This is a genomic window from Streptomyces sp. NPDC059454 (assembly GCF_042749965.1).
Taxonomy (GTDB): Bacteria; Actinomycetota; Actinomycetes; order Streptomycetales; family Streptomycetaceae; genus Streptomyces.
In genome coordinates, this window is sequence record NZ_JBHYVC010000087.1 from 1 (window position 1) to 19,690 (window position 19,690).

The window sequence follows — 19,690 nt, forward strand, 5'->3', positions numbered from 1 at the left end:
CAGGCCCATCGCCGAAGGCGACGCGGAGTGCAGCGCAGCGGAACGCAGCGCCCTTGACGCGGACCGCGGAAGCACGACACTGACAAAGAAGCGAGTGGCCCAACGGTCACGTCTCCAACGTCCTAGGCGGCACCCAGTTCGCACCACACGAACTTGCCCCGGCTGCCGTCCCTGGCCAGCGGCTGCCACCCCCACACGTCGGCGCAGGCCCGCACCAGTGCCAAACCCCGGCCGTCCTCCCGTTCCAGGGCCGGGGCGAAGGGCCGGGGCGGCTCCGGCGGTGACGGGTCCGCGTCCCACGCCCCGATCCGCAGCACGCCCGTCGCCGACCAGTGCACCCGCAGTGCCGCCGGACCCTTCGTGTGGCGTACGGCGTTGGAGATCAGCTCCGTTGCCAGCAACTCCGCGACGTCGACCAGGCCGATCAGGCCGTGCATCGTGAGGATCAGACGGAGGGTGCGGCGGCAGACGGTCACGGCTCTGGGGTCGTTCGGGATGTGCAGGGAGTACTCCCACGGTTCGGTTTCGGGCATGCGGACTCCTGAGAGGTGGTGAGAGGTTGGGTGACGGTGTCATTGCCGTCTCGCCCGCTCCGGCACGGCAGGGCGGAGCGGTGCGCTTCCGTTACCCGGAGATGCGCACCGTGTGCGTTGCGTCATTGAAGGTAGACCTTAGATTTAACCTGCGGCAAGTGGGTCGCGTACTCTGACGCCCGAACGAGTGGCGCCGACAGGTGCGCTGAGTGAGGGGCGGTCGATGGGGACCAGACGCGAACCGACAGCACGACAGCTACGTCTGGCCGTTGAACTCCGTCGGCTTCGAGAGGCGGCAGGCCTCAGTGCCCGCGAGGCGGCGGCACTGCTCGGTGTGAACTCGGTGCAGATCAGTCAGATCGAGGCGGGCACCACAGGTGTCAGCGAGCAGCGACTGCGTCGACTGGCCGCCCATTACGCTTGTACAGACGGCGAACTGGTCGACGCGCTGGCCGCGATGGCGGCCGACCGGGTGCGCGGCTGGTGGGAGGAATACCGTGGCCTTCTGCCCACGGCGTTCCTGGACCTGTCAGAGCTGGAGCACCATGCCGCCTTCCGGTGGGACGTCGACTTCCTGCATGTCCCAGGGCTTCTGCAGACCGAGGACTACGCCCGGGCGCTCTTCTCGCGGAGGGTCCCCGAACTCCCCGACGACGAGCTCGAGTGGCGGGTGCGCCATCGGATGCAGCGGCGTGTTGTCATCGGGGGCGGGCGGCCCGTTCCGTACGAGGCCCTGGTCCATGAGGCTGCATTGCGGATCAGAGTGGGCGGCCGGGCGGCATCGCGGGTCCAGCTCGCCCGCATCCTGGAGCTGTCGGAGGCCGAACACGTGACCGTCCGAGTCATCCCCTTCGAGCTGGAGGAGTTCGCGGACATCACCGCCGCCATGGTGTACGCGGGTGGAGTCGTCCCGAGGCTGGACACCGTGGTGCGTGACGGTCCGGATGGCGCTGTCTTCGTGGATTCGGAAGCACGACTCGGAGTGTTCCGAACGCTCTTTCGTAGAGTGGAGGCGGTATCACTCGATCCTGAGCGTTCGCGTGACCTCATCCACGGACTGACCAAGGAGCTGTGAGGCGCCCGGTGACTACTCCCGACAACTGGCGGAAGTCCTCGTACTCAGGCAGCGGTGACGGCAACGCCTGTGTGGAGGTGGCCAAGCGTCACTCACGCATAGCCATCCGCGACTCGAAGGCCCCCTCCCGAGGCACCCTCTCCCTCCCCGCCCCCGCCTTCACCACCTTCGTCGACGCCCTCAAGCAACACCAGGGGCGCCCGGCGTAAAACACCGGGCGCCCCTGGTACACGTACCGCCTACGACGCCGCCGCGTCCGCCGCCTGTGCCCGCAGCGCGCGTTCCACGCCCGCCCGGGACTCGGAGACCAGGCGGCGCAGGGCCGCGCCCGGCTCGGCGGACGTCAGCCAGGCGTCCGTCTTGTCGAGGGTCTCGCCGGAGACCTGGACCGTCGGGTAGAGGCCGACCACGATCTGCTGGGCCATCTCGTGCGAGCGGGACGCCCAGACGTCCGCCAGCACCTCGAAGTACCGGTCCGTGTACGGCGCCAGCAGCTCGCGCTGGTCGGTCTGGACGAAGCCGGCGATGACCGCCTCCTGGACGGCGTTCGGCAGCTTGTCGGACTCGACGACCGACTCCCACGCCTCCGCCTTGGCCTCCGGGGTCGGGCGGGCCGCGCGGGCGGTCGCGGCGTGGCGCTCACCGGCCGCCGTCCTGTCCCGCTCGTACTCGTCCGCGATCTCCGCCTCGTCGAACCGGCCCACCGCCGCCAGCCGCTGCACGAACGACCAGCGCAGCTCCGTGTCCACGGCCAGCCCCTCGACGGTCTGCGTACCGGCCAGCAGCCCCTCCAGCAGGTCCAGCTGGTCCGGCGTACGGGCCGTCGCCGCGAACGCCCGTGCCCACGCCAGCTGGTGGTCGCTCGCCGGCTCGGCGGACCGCAGGTGGGCCAGCGTGGCGTCGGTCCAGCGGGCCAGCAGGGTCTCGCGGGCGCCGGGGTCGGCGTACAGGTCGATCGCCAGCTTCACCTGGCGGTGCAGCGACTGCACGACACCGATGTCGGACTCCTTGCCGATGCCCGACAGGACCAGGGACAGGTAGTCGCGGGCGGCGAGTTCCGCGTCCCGGGTCATGTCCCAGGCGGAGGCCCAGCACAGGGCACGCGGGAGGGACTCCGCGAAGTCGCCCAGGTGCTCCGTCACGAAGGCGAGCGACTCCTCGTCCAGGCGGACCTTCGCGTACGACAGGTCGTCGTCGTTCAGCAGGACGACCGCCGGGCGGCGCTTGCCGACCAGCCGCGGTACGGCCGTCAGCTCGCCGTCGACGTCCAGCTCGACGCGCTCCCCGCGCACCAGCTTGCCGGTCGCCTCGTCGAGGTCGTAGGCGCCCACCGCGATGCGGTGCGGGCGCAGCGTCGGCTCGCCCTTCGCGCCCGCCGGGAGCGCCGGGGCCTCCTGGCGGATGGCGAAGGAGGTGACGACACCCTCGGCGTCCGTCTCGATCTCCGGGCGCAGCACGTTGATTCCGGCCGTCTCCAGCCACTGCCTCGACCACGTCTTCAGATCGCGGCCGGAGGTCTCCTCCAGCGCGCCCAGCAGGTCGGACAGGCGCGTGTTGCCGTACGCGTGGCGCTTGAAGTACGCCTGCACACCCCGGAAGAACTCGTCCTCACCGACGTACGCGACGAGCTGCTTCAGCACGGACGCGCCCTTGGCGTACGTGATGCCGTCGAAGTTGACGAGCACGTCGTCCAGATCGCGGATGTCCGCCATGATCGGGTGCGTGGACGGCAGCTGGTCCTGGCGGTAGGCCCAGGTCTTCATGGAGTTCGCGAAGGTCGTCCACGAGTGCGGCCAGCGCGAGCCGGGCGCGGCGGCCTGGCAGGCGATGGACGTGTAGGTGGCGAACGACTCGTTCAGCCACAGGTCGTTCCACCACTCCATGGTGACCAGATCGCCGAACCACATGTGGGCCAGCTCGTGCAGGATGGTCTCCGCGCGCACCTCGTACGCCGCGTCCGTCACCTTCGACCGGAAGACGTACTGGTCGCGGATGGTCACCGCGCCCGCGTTCTCCATCGCGCCCGCGTTGAACTCCGGCACGAACAGCTGATCGTACTTCTCGAACGGGTACGCGTAGTCGAACTTCTCCTGGAACCAGTCGAAGCCCTGCCGGGTGACCTCGAAGATCGCGTCGGAGTCGAGGTACTCGGCCAGCGACGGGCGGCAGTAGATACCGAGCGGGACGGACTGGCCGTCCTTCTCGTAGACACTGTGCACGCTGTGGTACGGGCCGACGATCAGCGCCGTGATGTACGACGAGATGCGCGGGGTCGGCTCGAACGTCCAGACGTTCTCCCGCGGTTCGGGCGTGGGCGAGTTGGAGACGACCGTCCAGCCCTCCGGCGCCTTCACGGTGAACTGGAAGGTCGCCTTGAGGTCGGGCTGTTCGAAGCTCGCGAAGACACGGCGGGCGTCGGGCACCTCGAACTGGGTGTAGAGATACGCCTGGTCGTCGACCGGGTCGACGAACCGGTGCAGGCCCTCACCGGTGTTGGTGTACGCGCAGTCGGCCTCCACCCGGAGGACGTTGCGGCCCCTCAGCAGGCCGGGCAGGGTGATACGGGAGTCCGCGAAGACCTCGGCGGGGTCGAGGGAGTCCCCGTTGAGGGTCACCTCGTGCACGGTGGGAGCCACCAGGTCGATGAAGGACTCCGCGCCGTCGCCGTCCTCGGCGACGTCGAAGCGCACCGTGGTCACGGACCGGTAGGTTCCGCCCTCCTGCGCACCGGAGAGGTCGAGATCGATCTCGTACGAGTCAACGGTCAGCAGCTTCGCCCGCTGCCGCGCCTCTTCGCGAGTCAGGTTTGTGCCAGGCACGCGGTCATCTCCTCGATATGTGTGGGTTGCGCCATCCTTCCACGCGACCTGGGGATGAGGCGGTGACAGAGCCGGATCATGGGGATACCCCTGTGTCGGCCGACCGGCCTGCCGGCAGGCGAGGGGTGCGGTTCGACGTCCGGAAACCGCCAGTGGGGCGGGGCGCCGGGCGCGAGCCTGGGGGCATGACGATCCACACCGCACGCCCCGTACCCCCGCCGGTCCTGAGGGAACTGCTGGCCACCGACGACGCCGGCCGCCCGGCGGTCCCCTTCACCGACGACGAGGGCGGCGCCCCGCTCCGCTGCTGCCTGCGCCGTAGCCGCCCCGGAGAGCACGTCGCCCTCGTCTCCTACGCGCCGCTGCGCCGCTGGGCGGTGGAGACGGACGCGGACCCCGGCGCCTACGACGAACAGGGCCCCGTCTTCATCCACGCGGGGGAGTGCGCCGGCCCGGAAGGCGCGGACCTCCCCTTCACCCACGCCCACCGCACGCTCCGCCGCTACTCCGCCGACGGCCGCATCCTGGGCGGCCGCCTGGTCGAGGCACCGGAGGACTTCGCACCCGCCCTCACCGAGGCCTTCACCGACCCCGAGGTGGCACTGGTGCACGTACGGGCCGTCGAGTACGGCTGCTTCCTGTACGAGGTGCGCCGGGACTGAGTTCCCCCCGGGGGCCGTCTCAGCCGCCCACCCCGATCCGCCTGGGGCCGTCGGCGGCGGGAAGGAGAGCGCCGGCTCCGACGCCGGGCGGCCGGCGGGCGGCGCGGAGGAGGACGGAGCGACCGGAGCCGTGTCAGGGGGCGCCGCCAAAGGGACGTAAGAGGCCGGAGGGGCGCCGGGAGGCGGCGGAGGAGGGGCCGGGAAGCGGCGGAGAAGGGGGGCCGGGGCCGCGGGGACCGGCTGCGGGTCCTCGGCGGCCGGGATGCCGAAGTCCGTCGCGAGCCCGGCGAGGCCCGAGACGTGTCCCTGCCCCGCCGCGCGGAACTTCCAGCCGCCGTTCCTGCGGCAGAACGAGGACGGGGCGGTCACCCCGTACCGGGTGACCGCCCCTGGGAAGCGGTGTCCTACGCGGCGGACAGCTCCGCCGCCACCAGCTCCGCGATCTGTACGGCGTTCAGCGCCGCGCCCTTGCGGAGGTTGTCGCTGGAGACGAACAGCGCGAGGCCGTTGTCCACGGTCTCGTCGGGGCGGATCCGGCCGACGTACGACGGGTCCTGGCCGGCGGCCTGGAGCGGGGTGGGGATGTCGGTGAGGACGACACCGGGGGCGTCCGCCAGCAGCTCGGTCGCGCGCTCGGCGCTGATCGGGCGGGCGAAACGGGCGTTGATCTGCAGGGAGTGCCCGGAGAAGACCGGGACGCGCACGCAGGTGCCGGAGACCTTGAGCCCGGGGATCCCCAGGATCTTGCGCGACTCGTTGCGCAGCTTCTGCTCCTCGTCGGTCTCGTTCAGGCCGTCGTCGACGAGGTTGCCGGCCAGCGGCAGCACGTTGAAGGCGATGGGGCGCTTGTAGACGCCGGGCTCGGGGAAGTCGACCGCCGCGCCGTCGTGGGTCAGCTTGTCGGCCTCGTCGATCACCTTCTGCGCCTGGCCGTGCAGCTCCGCGACGCCCGCGAGACCGGAACCGGACACGGCCTGGTACGTGGCGACGACCAGCGCTTCGAGTCCCGCCTCCGCGTGCAGCGGGCGCAGCACCGGCATCGCGGCCATCGTGGTGCAGTTCGGGTTGGCGATGATGCCCTTGGGACGGTCCGCGATCGCGTGCGGGTTCACCTCGGAGACGACGAGGGGGACCTCGGGGTCCTTGCGCCAGGCGGAGGAATTGTCGATCACGACCGCGCCCTGCGAGGCGACCTTCTCGGCCAGCGCCTTCGAGGTCGAGCCGCCCGCGGAGAACAGCACGATGTCCAGGCCGCTGTAGTCGGCGGCCGACGCGTCCTCCACCGTCACGCCGTCCAGCTCCGTGCCCGCCGAACGGGCCGAGGCGAACAGGCGCAGCTCCGTGACCGGGAAGTTCCGCTCCTTGAGGATCCTGCGCATGACCGTACCCACCTGACCGGTGGCTCCGACGATTCCGACCCTCACGGCGACTCCCTACTGCGTCCTGGTTTGTTCCTGAATGCCTGGCCAAGGCTCTTCCATGATGCGGCCGACCACGGCCCGCCTGTCCAATTCTTTGCGGGTTCTGCCCGCCAAGTGGGACACCCCGGCGGCGGCCGCCGGTTGCGGACCTTCGGCCGTCACCCCTCTGAACTGCAGAAATTCAGCTTTCGGGGGTCGCGGACCGCAAGGTCCCCTGCCCGGTCCGCCCCCGTCCACACGGTGGTGTGATGTACGCCTCGACCGGATCCGGAGAACCCGGCCGAACGTTCCGGGCGGAAGTGGCGTCGTAGGAGAAACAGCGTGAGGGGGGTGACCGGTGCTGCGCGGAAGGACCCTGCGCGGCCGGGGGTCGTCGTACGCCGCCACGGGCGACGACCCGCTGGACGCGGCACAGGAACGCCGGGTGCGGGCGGTGCTCGCACTGGGCGGGGTACCGCAGGCGGACCTGCCGGACGGGGTGCAGCAGGTCCGCCTGCGGCTGCTGGAACGCGCCGCGAGCGGGCAGGAGGCGCCCCGGGACGTCTCGGCGTGGGCGGCGGTCGTCGCCTCCCATCTCGCCATGGACTGGCACCGGGCCAAACGCCGCCAGGAGCGGCTGGGCGAGCGCCTCGCGTCGCTCCGTCCGGCACAGGCCCCGTCCGGCGAGGAGACCAGCCTGCTCTCCCTCGCCGTCGCCCGCGGCCTGGACGAGCTGCCCGACGCGCAGCGCCAGGTGGTCGTGCTGCGCTTCTACGCCGACCTGCCGGTACGGTCCATCGCCGAGCAGCTCGGTGTCCCGGAGGGCACGGTCAAGAGCAGGCTGCACACGGCGGTACGCGCCCTGCGCGCCCGCCTGCACGAGGACGAGGTGGTGTGACATGGCCCCCGAAGACAGCGGTGCCGACGCGCTGATGTCCGCGATCACCGGCGAGCCGCTGCCGGACGAGGCGCGCGCGGACGCCGCCTTCCGGGCCGAGTACCACAGGGCCGAGGCGGACGTGGTGCTGCTGCGCGAGCAGCTGGGGCTGATCGGTGACGCGCTGGCCGGGGAGCCGCCGCCCCGCACCGCGCCGGCACCGGTCAGGGAGCCGTACGGCCGGCGCCGTCGGCCCCGGTGGGTCCTCGCCACCCTCGTCGCGGCGGCCGTCGCGGCCGTGACGGGAGGCATGGGGTGGCTGATCGCGCAGGGCGAGGGCGCCGGCTCGGCCTCGGGGAGCAGTGCCGACTCGGCCGCCGCCAAGCAGGAGTCCGGCGTCCTGTTCGGCAGCCCGCGCTACCTCGCCTGCGCCTCCCTCGTCGTCGAGGGCACGGTCACCGCCATCGAACGCGTCGAGCGGACCGGCGTGCTGCGGGTCACGGTGGGCGTGACCCGCTCCTACAAGCCGGAGGGGCCGGGCGGACGCGAACTGGTCCTCAGCGCCGATGAGGGCACCGTGTCCGGCGTCGCCGCGGGGGCCCGTGTGCTGCTCGGCGTGGAGCGGGGCTCGGCCACGCCGGACCACTGGGTCGTCGGCGAGCGGGACGTCGCCCGCGAACGGGCGCTGATCATCGCCTCACTGGACGCTTCACGGGAGCTCGAGTGTCCGTGACACGAACTCGATCGAAGACACGAACTCGATCGAAGACACGAACCCGATCGAAGACACGAACCCGATCGAAGACACGAACCCGATCGAACGATCCGCGGCCCTCCCGCGTCATAGGAGAAACACGTCACAGGAGAAACACGACCGAGGGGGAACGCGGGTGCCGATCAGGAGACCTCGCGACGCGGACGCGGGCGCCGACCCGCTGGACGCGGCACAGGCCGACCGGGTCCGTGCCGTCCTGGCTCTCGGCGGAGTTTCCCGGGACGACCTCCAGGACGGGCTCCAGCAGGTACGGCTGCGCCTGGTCGAACGCCGGGCGCGGGGCGAGGAACCGCCGCGGGACGTCGGGGCCTGGGCCGTGGTGGTCGCCTCGAACCTGGCCGTGGACTGGCACCGCACCAGACACCGGCAGGAGCGCGTCAGTGAGCGGCTCACCCGGCTGAGCACGCCGGACGACCGGGTCCAGGACGGCACGGAGAACAGCCTGCAGGCCCTCGCCGTCGCCGAGGGACTCGACGCGCTGCCCGCCGCGCAGCGGCAGGTTCTGGTCCTGCGCTATTACGCGGACCTCACGGTCCCGCAGATCGCCGAGCACCTCGGCATCCCCCTGGGAACGGTCAAGAGCAGGCTGTACGCGGCGGCGAAGCTCCTGCGGGACCGGCTGCACGTGGAAGAGGCGGTATGAGCGCGGACAGGGACGACGAGCTGATGGCGGTCCTGCTGGGTGAGCCCCCGTTCGGGCGGGACGAGGACGCCGGGGAGCGGCACGCGGCCGCGGCACGCGACATGGACGCCGTGCGCGCACAGCTGCGGTGGATCGGGGACGGGCTGGCCCGCGATGCGGGAGGGTCCGTGCAGGGGGACGGGCCGGCCCGCGACGCGGCCGGGCCCGCACCGCGGGAGCGGGCGCCGGCGGCCGGGCCGGTGCGCCGGCGCCTGTTCCTCCTCGCCGCGTCGGTCGCCGTCGCGCTGTTGGGCACGGGGACGGCTTACCTCGTGGCCCACAACGGCGCGGCGGACGGCGGAGCAGAGGCCTCACTCACCTACGAGGGGCTCATCGCCTGTTCCGGTGCCGTCGTCGAGGGCACGGTGGAGCGGGTGGAACCCGCGGGCGGGGACGACCGCTACCGGATCGTGCTGGACGTGGACCGTCACTACAAGCCGGCGGACGGCGGGCGGCACCTGGCTTTCACCGACGAAGGGGCGAACGTACCGGCGTACTACAGGACCGGGGTGCGCATGCTGGTGCTGGTGCCGGAGGCGGCCGGGGAAGGGCCGGAGAGCTACCGCGAGGGTGACCCGCCCACTCCGGAGCACGGGTTGGGGCCCGCCGTCCGTGACGCCCTGCAGGAGGGGCGGCTCCGTGTGGAGCGGGCGCTGCCCGGAGCCCGGGGCCTCACGTGCGACGGTGCCGGCTGACCCCTGCGCACGACGAGGGGGCGGGCGCCGGTACGGGCGCCCGCCCCCTCGGTACCGCCGGTGCTTACGGGACGACCTTCTCGATCGCCACGCTGCCGACGCCCGCGACCGTGCCGCGCGCGTTCACCAGCTGGACGCGCCCGAAGAACGCGCGTCCCTCGGGGGCCGCCGCGGCGACGGTGACGTCACCGGAGACGGTGGCCGAGTCGCCTGTGCCGAGCTTCACCGGCGCGGAGTCGGCGACGGAGACGGAGCCGAGCGTGGCCGCGAAGAAGACGTCGCGGTAGTCGTAGTCCGTGGAACCGGCCGGGACCGCGTAGCCCACGACCTCCACGGTGTACGTGCCGGCCGCCGGCGCGACGACGGAGACCGACTCCTCCGAGTCGCCGTCGGCGGACTGGCCGACGACCTCGCCCTTCTCGTCCTTGACCGCCAGGTCCAGGTCGGCGGAGGTGTCGGAGACGTTGCCGATGGCGACGTCGAGCGACGAGGCGCCCTCGGGCACCTCCACCGTGGTGGTGTGCTTCTCACCGGTCCTGATGGCCGGCCGGTCCGTCTTGGACGAGCCGAGCGGGCCGCCGACGAGCTTGCCCTCCAGGGCGGCGAACCCGTTCGTCACCTTCCAGGAGGCGGTGGTCGGCGTGCCCACCTTCGCCTCGGGCACGGTCACGGTCTCCGGGTCGAAGACCGCGCCGAGGACGGCGACGTCCAGCTTGTACGGGTTGTCGAGCAGCGGCGAGGTGCGGCGCGACTCGACCTCGATCTCCCAGACGCCCGGCTGCGGGTTCTCGTACGCACGCACGTCGGGGCGGCAGGTGTTGGCCGGGTTGGTGTAGTTCGGGTAGCAGTTGACCGTCGACGTCGGGTCGGCCGGGACGCCGTACGGGTGGATGGCGATGAACCGGGTCTGGCTCTTGTCCTTCAGCCCGCTCATCGCGATCTCCAGCGTCTTCGCGCCCTCGGGCACGGTGACGAAGTAGGAGGTGTGGCTGTTGCGCTGGGCCGTGCCGGACGCGGCGAAGGTGTGCTCCAGCGGCGCGGAGACGACCACGGTGCTGAGGATCTGCCGGTCGACGCCCTCGGTGCGCGGGTCGTCGACCTCCAGGATCGCGCTCTTGATGCCGGCCGAGCCCGGCGCGGCCTGGACCTTGACGGTGACCGGCTCGTTCAGCGGCAGCGCGATGTCGTCGTCGCCGAGGATGCGGAAGGTGCGGCCCGCGTTGTTCTCGATGTCGAGCTCGTGGCGGATCGCGCGGTCGGGGCCGGACGTACGGGTGACGGTGACGTCGTACGTCTTCTTCTGGCCGGCCTTCAGGCCGCCCTCGCGGTCGTAGAGGCCGGTGCCGAAGCCCGGGGTCTTCAGGAACTGGTCGATCGCGGTGTCGACCGGTGCCTTCACCGTGTAGTCGTGCGCGGTGGCGCCGTCGCGGATGGCGTCCCAGGCGTCCTCGATGTCGATGAGGCCGGCGCCCTCCTCGTAGGCCTGCACACCCTTGATGTGCTCGGCGGTGGAGGTGAGGGCGGTGCGCAGCTCCGCGGGCGTGAGGTCGATGCGCTTCTGCTTCGCGGCGGACAGCAGCAGCGCGGAGGCGCCGGCGGCCTGCGGGGAGGCCATCGAGGTGCCCTGGAGCATGCCGTAGCCGGCCGGGAGGGTGTAGCCCGCCTCGGCGACCGGGGCGCCCGGCAGCCAGGTCTGGATGGTGTTGATCGCCGCGCCGGGCGCGACCAGGGTCGGCGTGAAGCCGCCGTCCTCACGCGGACCGCGTGAGGAGAACGGCATCATGGCGTACTTCTTCTCCACCACGGAGCCGTAGTTGGCGGCCCAGGTCTCCTTGGAGACGGACGCGCCGACCGAGATGACCTTGTCGGCGAGCGACGGGTCGCCGATGGTGTTGGCGCCGGGGCCTGAGTTGCCCGCGGAGATCACCAGCTGGACGCCGTAGGTGTCGATCAGGCGGGTGTAGAGCTCGGCGCGGGCGTTGTTGCCGTCGTTGAGTGCCGGCAGGCCGCCGATGGACATGTTGACGATGTCGACGCCGCGGTTGGTGACGAGATCGATCATGCCCTCGGTGAGCGCCACGTTGGTGCAGCCGCCGGACCAGGTGCAGGCACGCGAGGAGACGATCTTCGCGCCGGGGGCGGCGCCGTCCATCCGCCCGCCGAACAGGCCGTTGGCGGCGGTGATGCCGGCGACGTGCGAGCCGTGCGAGCCCTCGATGACGCCGATGTTGACGAAGTCGGCCTTGGCGCCGGCCGCGTTGTACACGACGTCCTTGCGGATCTCCACGACGAACGGCTGACGCTCGGCGACGTCGGTGGCCGGGTCGTCGGTGCCGAAGTACCCGACCTGGAAACCGTCCTTGTACGGCTTCATGGGGGTGTCGTCGGTGAAGTCGAAGTTGTTGTTCAGGTCGACGCGGACCGTGCCGGCCGCCGCGTCGTAGAGCAGGCCCCAGGAGTCGGTGGTGTCGCCGTCGCGGTTGGCGTCACCGGCCGCGTCGCCGCCGGTGGTGTACGACTCCAGGAAGGTGCTCACCCGGTAGGAGCCCGCCGGGGCCCGCCAGGTCCTGTCCCCGTAGGAGAAGGACGGCCCGGAGACGGAATCGGCCATCGGACGCCAGGTCTTGTCGCCGTCGACGAGCGGGTCGGTGGCCGTCACCCAGTCGACGATCTTGCGCTCGCCGGTGGTGGTCCGCTGCAGCGCCGGGTGGCCGAGGTCGACGCCCGAGTCGAGGATGCCGATGGTGACCCCGCGGCCGTCCGCCTTCGGGTTGTCCTCGACGAACTCGACGGCACCGGTCTCGAAGGACGGGTTGTACGGGTTCTTCGCGGGAGTCCGCTTCCCCGGCGCCGGGTACGTGGCGGTGCCCTTGGCCCCGGCCTGCTTCGCGGTGTCCGCGCTGGGCGTCGGGTCGTCCAGCGGGATCTCCTCGCGCAGGTCGACGCCGTGCACGGAGGACAGCTTGGTGGCGGCGGCGATCGCCGCGTCCGCCGTGCCGGTGGGGACGGTGGCGCGGACGTAGCCGAGCTCGTCGTGGGTCCGGCCGACCGAACCGCCCTTGACCGCGTCCAGTTGCCCGGCGACCTGCTCGGTCTTCCCGGGAGCGGTGGCGATCATCAGCGTGACGTTCTTGGCGCCGTCGGCCTTGGCCTCGGCGAGCAGGTCCGCGTCGTCCGCGCCGAGCTTGTCGTGCGCGGACTTGACGTCCGCGTCGGCGGGGGCGGCGGGCGGCGTGTCGGCGGCCATGGCCAGGGGGATCGGCCCGGCCGCGGAGAGCGCGGCGACGAGACCGGCGGCCACGGCGATGCGGGCCACGCGTCTCGCGCCCGGTATGGGTTCGCGCTGGGGGGAGGGGGTCATCGGCATCCCTTGCAGGTAAGGAACGAGAGGCGGCGACCAGGAGTGATCGATACAGGTCACCGGTGTCCGAAATTCACTCCCGGACGATCACACAGCTTTACGCAAGAGATGGGCCTTCGGGGAGAGTTGGTCCGATCGAGATGGAGGTGTAGGGAAAACCCCCTATGTCATCGACCGATAAAGGGGTGTCTCCGGTCAATCCGGCACGTCGTACCGCCCGGTGGCTTCCTTGGTGCGAATGGTGCGTCCCGGTCGCGTGAACCGCGAAAGTCGCCCGCGCGATTACTCCTTGCCATGCCCCGGTCAAACCTTTACGATCACTCCCGACCATGATCACGTGGTCTTTACAGGAAGAGGGAGGGCTACGTGAGAAGGTCGGAATTTCGCGTTCCGAAGTGGGGTGTGTGGACCGCCGCGGCCACCGCCGCAGTGGCGGTCGTCGCCGGTGCCGTGACCGTGATGCCGAGCGCGGAGGCCGGGGGCAGGACCCTGGACTCGGAGCCCGAAGTGGTCGCGCACGCGGTGGAGGGCACGGAATTCGACGACGTCGGACAGATGGCCGTGACTTCGGTCGCCGTCGTCCGTGCGACGGTGACCCAGGTGGACCCCGGGCGCATCGTGGGCACCGACGAAACCGCCGAACCGGGTGAGGAAAGTGCCGCCACCCAGGCCCGTGACGTGACGCTCAAGGTGAACGAGGCGTTCTCGCGCAACGGAATGTACACCTTTCCCGACCCCATCAAAGTCGAGGAATGGGGCTGGGACGCCAGCGGTGACGGGTATCAGGTGAACAACTACTCCTGGAGCGAAGTCGGCAAGGAGTACCTGTTCTTCTTGCGCCGCACCGAAGACCCGAAACGCTGGAACGTGATCTCCACGGAAGGCCGGGCGGAAATCACGGCCGACGACTGGCTCATGTCCTCGGCGGAGGAGGGGTCGGCGCTGAAGCAGAGCATCGAGGGCTACCAGATGTTCGAACTGGGTTATTACCTCAAGAGGATCTACGACACCAAGAACCCGCCCGAGGACATGCCGACCCCCGCCGACATGCCGGCGGCTCCGCCCGCCGGGTACGAGGGGTCACCGCTCCCGACGGCCCCCGGGAGCGCGGAACCCACCGACCTGGGCACGAACGACGGCTCGGAACCCACTCCGTACCCCTCCTCCACCTGAAACGAGAAAGAGAATGTCACGTACTCCGCGTCCGCTCCGGATAGCGCTGATCGCCATGCTCTTCGCCTCCCTCACGTCGCCGGCCCACGCGGACCACGACGACAGTTCCTTCGACCCGGACAACAGGAATCAGGCGGTCAAGGGCTACAGCCTGACGGTGAAGGGCCAGGGGGCCATGGAATGGGGTAAGCAGCAGCTCGAACGCAGCGTCATCACCACGTCGTGGGGGGGTGGGGACCTCGAGGTCCACGACTACAAGACCACGGGGGTCACCTGGGCGGCACAGACCCGGTGCAAGGACTGGAACGCGCTGTGGACTTCCTGTGACGTCTTCACCATTCAGTTCAACACCGCTCAGTATCACAGCGACCGCGAATGGCTCACGATGGGCTGCCATGAATTCGGGCACACCGCCGACCTGGGCCACCGGAAGGCTTCGAACGACACCGACAACAACTCCTGCATGCGCAGCACGACGGCGGCTCACTACAAGTTCGACACCCACGACCTGAACGCCATCAAGGCGGGTACGTGATGTCCCGGCGTACGCTCCTGCGGGTGGGCGTCGCGGTGCTCGTGTGCGGTGTCGCCGTGGGAGTGCTGGGCCACCAGTGGGCCACGGCGGACGATTTCCCGAACGCCCGGCAGCGAGCGGCCTTCTGCCGCACCGCGTCCCCCCTGGATCTGCAGACCGCGCACGACATGGGCCTGCACGAGAAGCACCACATCCTGGCGGACCTGAGCGAGCAGGCGCCGGACGGCGTCCAGGACGAGTTCACCGCGCTCCTCGACTGGTACGACCACTTCGATCCCGAGGACGAGGAGAACGCGCGAGCGGCGAGTTTCGCCGTGGGCGAGTTCATCGAGCACAGCTGCGAAGACATCAACATCGGCGGCATCAAGGCGGCGGACGGCTGATCGCCGCCGGACGGCGCCGGACGGGCCAGGGGCGGGCCCTCGCAGCGGGGCCCGCTCCTGGCCCGCCCCCGCGTACTCTCCCGCCGATCCGTCGCCGCCGGGTTAACGTCCCCGGATGCGACGGAGTCTGAGGGTGGCGGCCTACGCCGTGGTGGTGCGCGACGGACAGTTCCTGCTCGCCCGGTCACCGGGCCCCGGCGGTGTCCCCGAGTGGGTGCTGCCGGGCGGGGGCATGGAGCACGGCGAGGATCCCCACGACACCGTGCGGCGGGAGGTCGAGGAGGAGACCGGCTACCGCATCGAGGTCACCGGACTGCTCGGCGTGAACTCCACCCGCCGCACCTTTCCCGCCCGCTTCGGACGCTCCGTAGACCACCACGGCGTACGGCTGGTCTACGAGGGCCGGATCACCGGCGGTGAACTCCGCCATGAAGTCGGCGGCTCCACCGACCTCGCCGCCTGGCAGCCCCTGGAGGCCGTCCCGGACCTGGTCCGCGTCCGCATGGTCGACATCGGGCTGCGACTGTGGCGGGAACGCCCGGCGGCCGGGCGGGTGGAGACAGCCGAAAGCTGACCGCTGCCCCGTGAGATGAACGCGAAGTGACCGCTCCCCGGCCGGTGCGGGAGCGGTCGTCGACGCCTGTGACGGTCCGGGAACGGTCCGAGATCGACGTACGACGATCGGCGTTGCGCGTTGCCGTCTCGTTCATGCGCAGGTCATCCCCAGTGCCAAGCATCCAGTACGAGCGGGACGTTCGCCCGGCGAGCGCCCCGCGACCACTGCCGACGCGTTCGCACCCGGGGAGACAAGCGCCATGTCGCGCATACGCTCAGTCGCCGGCTCCACTGGACCCCACCGTCGTTCCCTCCTCGCCGCCACCGGAGCGGTGGCCCTCTCCGCCGGTGCCGGCTACGCCCTGTGGCCCGGTGACGGCCGGGCCGCGGCCGCCACGGCCTCCGCCGCCGGTGCGGAGGAGGCCGTGCTCGCCTCCTCCCGCCAGGCGCCGGCCGCCCCGCTCGCCCCGTACACCCGCGGCACCACCACCGTCACCACCGCGACGGCCTCGCGCCGCGGCCCGGGCTACCGGCGCCTCGCCGAAGGGCCGGGCTGGGGCCGGGTGGTGCGCGGCGAGCTGGCCGGACCACAGTCGGGCCGGGCCGGCCGCCGGACCGCGCTCGCCGCGTTCGTGCAGCTCACCGACCTCCACATCATCGACACCCAGCATCCCCTGCGCCTGGAGTACGTGCGCTCCGCGGACGTGCACGCCTGGCGGCCCCAGGAGACCCTGACCGTCCAGGGCGCGGTCTCCCTCGTCGAGCGGGTCAACGCGCTGCGCGGCGCCCCCGTCACCGGCTCACCGCTGCACTTCGCGATGACCACCGGCGACAACACGGACAACAACTGCCGCTCGGAGCTGGAATGGTTCCTGACGGTGATGAGCGGGGGCCGCGTCACCCCCAACAGCGGGGACCCGCGCCACTACGAGGGCGTGCAGAACAGCGGCCTGAAGCAGTACTGGCACCCCGACACCACGCTCCGCGACGCCGACAAGCAGCGCGGCTTCCCGCACCTGGACGGCTTCCTCGCGGCGGCCGTCCGCGAGGTGAACAGCCCCGGCCTCAACCTGCCCTGGTACTCCACCGTCGGCAACCACGACTCGATGCCGCTCGGCTGCTACGCCTCCCACGGCGACCCCCGCCTCACCGAACTCGCGGTCGGCGGACGGAAGCTGATGGACCTGCCGGCGGGCGAGGCGTACCGGCTCCAGCAGACCATCAAGAAGGCCAAGGACCCCAGGGGCGTGCGGTACGGGGACTTCCTACGGGCCCACGCCCGCGCCATGCGCTCCGTCACCCCCGACGAGAAACGCGCCCCCTTCACCCCCGCCGAGTACGTCGAGGCACATCTGGACCCGGCGTACCGCGGCGTCGGCCCGGTGGGCCACGGCTACTCCGCGGAGAACCTCGACGCGGGCACCCAGTACTACGCCTTCCGCATCGCCGACGACGTCCTCGGCGTCAGCCTCGACACCACCGACCCGGGCGGCCACTACAACGGTTCCCTCGGCACGGCCCAGCTGCGCTGGCTGGAGCGGACGCTGAAGGAGAACCAGGACTCCCACGCGATCGTGTTCAGCCACCACACGAGCACGTCGATGAACAACACCCACCGCGACCCGGCGCGCCCCGACGAGCGGCGCCACACCGGCGAGGAACTCGTCGCACTCCTCGGCCGGCACCGCAACGTGGTCGCCTGGGTCAACGGGCACATCCACCGCAACGCGATCACCGCGCACACCGGGTCCGGCGGAGCCTTCTGGGAGATCTCCACCGCCTCCCACGTCGACTTCCCCCAACTGGCCCGCGTCATCGAGCTGGTGGACAACAAGGACGGCACGCTCTCGCTCTTCACCACCCTCGTCGAGTCCTCGGCCCCGCACCGCACGGACTTCACCGACCTCTCCCAGACCGGCCTGGCCGCCCTCTACCGCGAACTCTCCTTCAACGCCCCCGGCTCCCGCACGGACCTGGCCGGCGACCCGGAGGACCGCAACACCGAGCTGGTGCTGAAGAAACGCTGACCCGGCGCACGCACCAGGAGGGGCCGCCCGGCGGCCCCTCCCCTCCTGACGGTGCTGCCCCGGCCCCCCTACCGGGGCAGCACCACGACGTACGCCGACGGGGCGCGGTCGGCCGAGGCCGTCAGCGCCGTACGGACCACCGCCGCCTGCTGCTCCCTCGCGTCCCGCAGCCCCCGCGGGGTGATGTGGACGACCGTGATGCCGAGGCGCTCCAGGTGTTCGCGCTTGCGGGCGTACTCCGACCACTCGGCCTCGTCGTCGGTCCGCCGGCCCGGGCGCGGTGCGCGGGTGTCCAGCTCCACCGCCACCGCGTGCTTCGGCCAGTACGCGTCCAGGCCGCCGAGGTGGGGTCCGCCCGGCAGCCGCAGGTCGACGTTCCAGCACGGCTCGGGCAGGCCGTGGTCGCGCACCATCCGGTACAGCCGGGACTCCGCCAGCGTCCGCCCCTCGGCCAGCAGCGAGTCCACCGCGTCCACCACGTGCGGCCGGTTCAGCAGCTTCGCGGCGGTCAGCTCGCGCACCACCGCCGCCGGATCGCAGAAGCCGCCGCGCACCGCCTCCGTGAGCAGCCGGCGCACCGCGCCCGCGTCCCGGAGGCCCGCCACGGTGTCGGCCAGCGCGCGCGGCACCGGGGCCACCGGCAGGCCCGTGACCTGCTCCGGGACGGGCAGGTCGGAGGTGCGGACGATACGGGCGCAGCCCGTCGAACGCAGCCGGCGCAGCCGCGGGACCAGGACGTCGAAGGCGTCCAGGGACGACAGCGGGGGCGCGGAGGAGAAGCCGTGCAGGGTCAGCGCGGCCGGCCCGGTGATCATCGCCTCCCCGTAGGCGGACGCGGGAGGGCCCTCCGTACCGGGCTGGACGGGGACGCCCGCGGTCCGCTCCCGTGCCGCGTACATCAGCACCGCGTGCAGCCGCTCCTCACTGGTCGGCGGGCCGGGGTGGAGCAGGACGACGCCCGGGAGCAGCTGCTGCCAGGGTCCGTCGGGGCCGCACCGCCGGCCGGCCTCCGCGACCGGGACGCCGTGGGCGCGCAGTTGTGCGTGGGTCAGCACCCGGCGCCCGGTGCCGGCGGAGAGGTGGTGCAGGGGGCGGGGGGAGAGCGGGGTGTTGTGGTTCATGCCCGGCAATTTCCCGCCTCCGGCCCGTCTTCGAACCGCTGTTACAGGCTCGTCGACAAATGAGGACAAGGCCGTACTGAAGGACATGTGTTCGGATACCGGAAACCCCTGGTCCGTTCGGACGCGGGCCAGGGGTCACGGGCATTGTGTAACGATGACGGAACGCCCGGTCAAGGGCCGGAGCCGTCCCTCAACGCCCGGCGGCAGCCTCGTCGCAGGCCTGCCCGCGCAGTGCGCGGGCCAGGTCGTCGCGGGACTCCAGGACCAGGCGGCGCAGGGCCGGGGCCGCGTCCTCGTGGGACGTGAGCCACGCGTCCGTCGCGTCCAGCGTCGCCCGCGAGTCCTGGAAGGAGGGGAACAGGCCCCGCACCACGTCCATGCCGATCTGGATCGACCGCTCGGTCCACACCCGCTCGATCGCCGCGAAGTACCGCTCCGTGTACGGCGCGAGCAGCTCCCGCTGGGACGCCTGCGCGAAGCCCGAGATGGTGGCCTCCACCAGCGCGTTGGACAGCGCGTCCGACTCCACGACCTGCGCCCAGCACTGCGCCTTGACCGCCGCCGACGGGCGGGCGGCCAGACAGCGCACGTGGTGCCGCTTGCCGGACGCGGTGTCGTCCCGGGCCAGCTCCTCGTCCAGCCGCTTCTCGTCCACCGCCCCGTGCGCGGCCAGCGGTTCCAGGAACGCCCAGCGCAGCTCCTGGTCGACCTCCAGGCCCGGCAGGGTCACCGTGCCGTCGAGCAGCGAGGCCAGCAGCTCGAAGGCGGCCGGCACATCGGCCACGCGCGCGAAGAACCGTGCCCACGCCAGCTGGTGCTCGCTGCCCGCCTCGGCGGAGTACATCTGGACGGAGGCGGCCTGGCAGAGCTCCCGCCCGGCCTCCGCCCGCCGCTCGGCCGCGGTGTAGTGCACCCCCGCCCGCGCCCCCCCCCCCAGCCGCCTCAGAACTTTTGTCATATAAACATAAAACATACCACCAAAAACAAAAAAAACAAGGATTGCGGGATGTGGTTGTA

At 71.4% G+C, this 19,690-nt stretch carries 18 protein-coding genes; 12 read left to right on the top strand and 6 right to left on the bottom strand.

What is annotated here, in order from left to right:
- Nucleotides 1-122 precede the first annotated feature (122 nt).
- Complete coding sequence (locus ACFXAE_RS33980) at nt 123-533, bottom strand: ATP-binding protein (protein WP_384722805.1); 411 nt, start codon at nt 531-533, stop codon at nt 123-125.
- A gap of 223 nt (nt 534-756) precedes the next feature.
- On the opposite strand from ACFXAE_RS33980, the gene ACFXAE_RS33985 reads away from it, so the two are divergent.
- Entirely contained in the window at nt 757-1,608 is an 852-nt protein-coding gene (locus ACFXAE_RS33985; protein ID WP_384722808.1) for a helix-turn-helix transcriptional regulator, read from the top strand.
- An 8-nt stretch (nt 1,609-1,616) separates the two neighbouring features.
- A complete protein-coding gene (locus ACFXAE_RS33990; protein ID WP_384722811.1) occupies nt 1,617-1,817 on the top strand; it encodes a DUF397 domain-containing protein in 201 nt (66 codons plus the stop codon).
- 30 nt (nt 1,818-1,847) lie between these two features.
- On the opposite strand, the gene pepN is transcribed toward ACFXAE_RS33990, so the two are convergent.
- Nucleotides 1,848-4,427 (bottom strand): aminopeptidase N, encoded by a 2,580-nt coding sequence (gene pepN / locus ACFXAE_RS33995; RefSeq protein ID WP_384722814.1) that lies wholly within the window; start codon nt 4,425-4,427, stop codon nt 1,848-1,850.
- Nucleotides 4,428-4,612: 185 nt separating this feature from the next.
- Here pepN and ACFXAE_RS34000 point away from each other — a divergent pair, with 185 nt between their 5' ends.
- Nucleotides 4,613-5,089, top strand: coding sequence for a DUF1203 domain-containing protein (locus ACFXAE_RS34000; protein WP_384722816.1), 477 nt, complete (start codon nt 4,613-4,615; stop codon nt 5,087-5,089).
- A 404-nt stretch (nt 5,090-5,493) separates the two neighbouring features.
- Here ACFXAE_RS34000 and ACFXAE_RS34005 read toward each other — a convergent pair whose 3' ends face one another.
- Nucleotides 5,494-6,513 carry an aspartate-semialdehyde dehydrogenase gene (locus ACFXAE_RS34005; protein WP_384722819.1) on the bottom strand — a complete coding sequence of 340 codons (1,020 nt, stop codon included), beginning with the start codon at nt 6,511-6,513 and terminating at the stop codon, nt 5,494-5,496.
- Between the two features lie 334 nt (nt 6,514-6,847).
- Here ACFXAE_RS34005 and ACFXAE_RS34010 point away from each other — a divergent pair, with 334 nt between their 5' ends.
- From ACFXAE_RS34010 to ACFXAE_RS34025, 4 genes are all read left to right on the top strand, one after another.
- Nucleotides 6,848-7,387 (top strand): RNA polymerase sigma factor, encoded by a 540-nt coding sequence (locus ACFXAE_RS34010; RefSeq protein WP_384722822.1) that lies wholly within the window; start codon nt 6,848-6,850, stop codon nt 7,385-7,387.
- 1 nt (nt 7,388) lies between these two features.
- Nucleotides 7,389-8,099, top strand: a complete 711-nt coding sequence (locus ACFXAE_RS34015; RefSeq protein ID WP_384722825.1) for a hypothetical protein — start codon at nt 7,389-7,391, stop codon at nt 8,097-8,099.
- Nucleotides 8,100-8,256: 157 nt separating this feature from the next.
- The gene (locus tag ACFXAE_RS34020; RefSeq protein ID WP_384722828.1) at nt 8,257-8,784 is read left to right on the top strand and encodes an RNA polymerase sigma factor; all 528 of its coding nucleotides are present in this window, start codon (nt 8,257-8,259) and stop codon (nt 8,782-8,784) included.
- A complete protein-coding gene (locus ACFXAE_RS34025; RefSeq protein ID WP_384722831.1) occupies nt 8,781-9,518 on the top strand; it encodes a hypothetical protein in 738 nt (245 codons plus the stop codon). Before ACFXAE_RS34020 ends, ACFXAE_RS34025 begins: the two co-directional genes overlap by 4 nt.
- 64 nt (nt 9,519-9,582) lie before the next feature.
- Here the strand turns inward: ACFXAE_RS34025 and ACFXAE_RS34030 are convergent, their stop codons facing one another.
- A complete protein-coding gene (locus ACFXAE_RS34030) occupies nt 9,583-12,879 on the bottom strand; it encodes a S8 family serine peptidase (RefSeq protein WP_384722834.1) in 3,297 nt (1,098 codons plus the stop codon).
- A 402-nt stretch (nt 12,880-13,281) separates the two neighbouring features.
- Between ACFXAE_RS34030 and ACFXAE_RS34035 the strand changes: the two genes are divergently transcribed.
- From ACFXAE_RS34035 to ACFXAE_RS34055, 5 genes are all read left to right on the top strand, one after another.
- Nucleotides 13,282-14,052 carry a hypothetical protein gene (locus ACFXAE_RS34035; RefSeq protein ID WP_384722837.1) on the top strand — a complete coding sequence of 257 codons (771 nt, stop codon included), beginning with the start codon at nt 13,282-13,284 and terminating at the stop codon, nt 14,050-14,052.
- Nucleotides 14,053-14,065: 13 nt separating this feature from the next.
- Nucleotides 14,066-14,587 carry a hypothetical protein gene (locus tag ACFXAE_RS34040; RefSeq protein WP_384722840.1) on the top strand — a complete coding sequence of 174 codons (522 nt, stop codon included), beginning with the start codon at nt 14,066-14,068 and terminating at the stop codon, nt 14,585-14,587.
- Entirely contained in the window at nt 14,587-14,970 is a 384-nt protein-coding gene (locus ACFXAE_RS34045) for a hypothetical protein (protein WP_384722843.1), read from the top strand. Before ACFXAE_RS34040 ends, ACFXAE_RS34045 begins: the two co-directional genes overlap by 1 nt.
- 115 nt (nt 14,971-15,085) lie before the next feature.
- Nucleotides 15,086-15,544 carry an NUDIX hydrolase gene (locus ACFXAE_RS34050; RefSeq protein ID WP_384722845.1) on the top strand — a complete coding sequence of 153 codons (459 nt, stop codon included), beginning with the start codon at nt 15,086-15,088 and terminating at the stop codon, nt 15,542-15,544.
- Between the two features lie 241 nt (nt 15,545-15,785).
- A complete protein-coding gene (locus tag ACFXAE_RS34055; protein WP_384722848.1) occupies nt 15,786-17,552 on the top strand; it encodes a TIGR03767 family metallophosphoesterase in 1,767 nt (588 codons plus the stop codon).
- Nucleotides 17,553-17,620: 68 nt separating this feature from the next.
- On the opposite strand, the gene ACFXAE_RS34060 is transcribed toward ACFXAE_RS34055, so the two are convergent.
- Both ACFXAE_RS34060 and ACFXAE_RS34065 read right to left on the bottom strand, forming a co-directional pair.
- Nucleotides 17,621-18,673 (bottom strand): hypothetical protein, encoded by a 1,053-nt coding sequence (locus ACFXAE_RS34060; protein WP_384722850.1) that lies wholly within the window; start codon nt 18,671-18,673, stop codon nt 17,621-17,623.
- Between the two features lie 190 nt (nt 18,674-18,863).
- The coding region (locus tag ACFXAE_RS34065; protein WP_384722853.1) for an ERAP1-like C-terminal domain-containing protein at nt 18,864-19,690 on the bottom strand (827 nt) is incomplete at its 5' end.

Excerpts from the sequence above, each read along its gene's own strand:
- ACFXAE_RS33980 (WP_384722805.1), bottom strand. The coding sequence starts at position 533 with ATGCCCGAAACCGAACCGTGGGAGTACTCCCTGCACATCCCGAACGAC.
- ACFXAE_RS33985 (WP_384722808.1), top strand. The coding sequence starts at position 757 with ATGGGGACCAGACGCGAACCGACAGCACGACAGCTACGTCTGGCCGTT.
- ACFXAE_RS34000 (WP_384722816.1), top strand. The coding sequence starts at position 4,613 with ATGACGATCCACACCGCACGCCCCGTACCCCCGCCGGTCCTGAGGGAA.
- ACFXAE_RS34015 (WP_384722825.1), top strand. The coding sequence starts at position 7,389 with ATGGCCCCCGAAGACAGCGGTGCCGACGCGCTGATGTCCGCGATCACC.
- ACFXAE_RS34025 (WP_384722831.1), top strand. The coding sequence starts at position 8,781 with ATGAGCGCGGACAGGGACGACGAGCTGATGGCGGTCCTGCTGGGTGAG.
- ACFXAE_RS34030 (WP_384722834.1), bottom strand. The coding sequence starts at position 12,879 with ATGACCCCCTCCCCCCAGCGCGAACCCATACCGGGCGCGAGACGCGTG.
- ACFXAE_RS34040 (WP_384722840.1), top strand. The coding sequence starts at position 14,066 with ATGTCACGTACTCCGCGTCCGCTCCGGATAGCGCTGATCGCCATGCTC.
- ACFXAE_RS34045 (WP_384722843.1), top strand. The coding sequence starts at position 14,587 with ATGTCCCGGCGTACGCTCCTGCGGGTGGGCGTCGCGGTGCTCGTGTGC.
- ACFXAE_RS34050 (WP_384722845.1), top strand. The coding sequence starts at position 15,086 with ATGCGACGGAGTCTGAGGGTGGCGGCCTACGCCGTGGTGGTGCGCGAC.
- ACFXAE_RS34055 (WP_384722848.1), top strand. The coding sequence starts at position 15,786 with ATGTCGCGCATACGCTCAGTCGCCGGCTCCACTGGACCCCACCGTCGT.
- ACFXAE_RS34060 (WP_384722850.1), bottom strand. The coding sequence starts at position 18,673 with ATGAACCACAACACCCCGCTCTCCCCCCGCCCCCTGCACCACCTCTCC.